Consider the following 374-nt stretch of genomic DNA (forward strand, 5'->3'; position numbering starts at 1 on the left):
TTATAGCATTTAGCGCAAATTCAGTCTATTACTCAAAATACCTCTTCGCGTTAGCGAACGAAATATCCAAAACTATTTTTTCCAGCTTTGGCACGTCTGGTGGATACTCGCCGTTTTCCACCCACTTGCCTATAAGATTGCACATAATGCGACGGAAATACTCGTGGCGCGGGTAGGAGAGGAAGCTCCTTGAGTCCGTCAACATTCCTACGAAGGAGGGCAACATTCCCAAGTTGGCAAGGACGCGCAGGTGTTCTTCCATGCCGTCCCTGTGGTCGCAGAACCACCATGCGGAACCTAACTGCATTTTTCCGGCGTGGTTTGAATCCTGAAAACCGCCCATTATCGTGGCAAGAGGGTAGTAGTCTTTAGGG

General features: G+C 48.9%; 1 protein-coding gene. It reads right to left on the reverse strand.

All coding sequences use genetic code 11. The annotated features are described in order from the left end of the window. Window positions 1-28: 28 nt before the first annotated feature. On the reverse strand, window positions 29-374 hold a 346-nt coding region (locus tag ACYVTD_RS17890), incomplete at its 5' end, for a glucuronate isomerase (RefSeq protein ID WP_461248961.1).

The sequence above is a fragment of the Treponema sp. R6D11 genome, assembly GCF_054786075.1.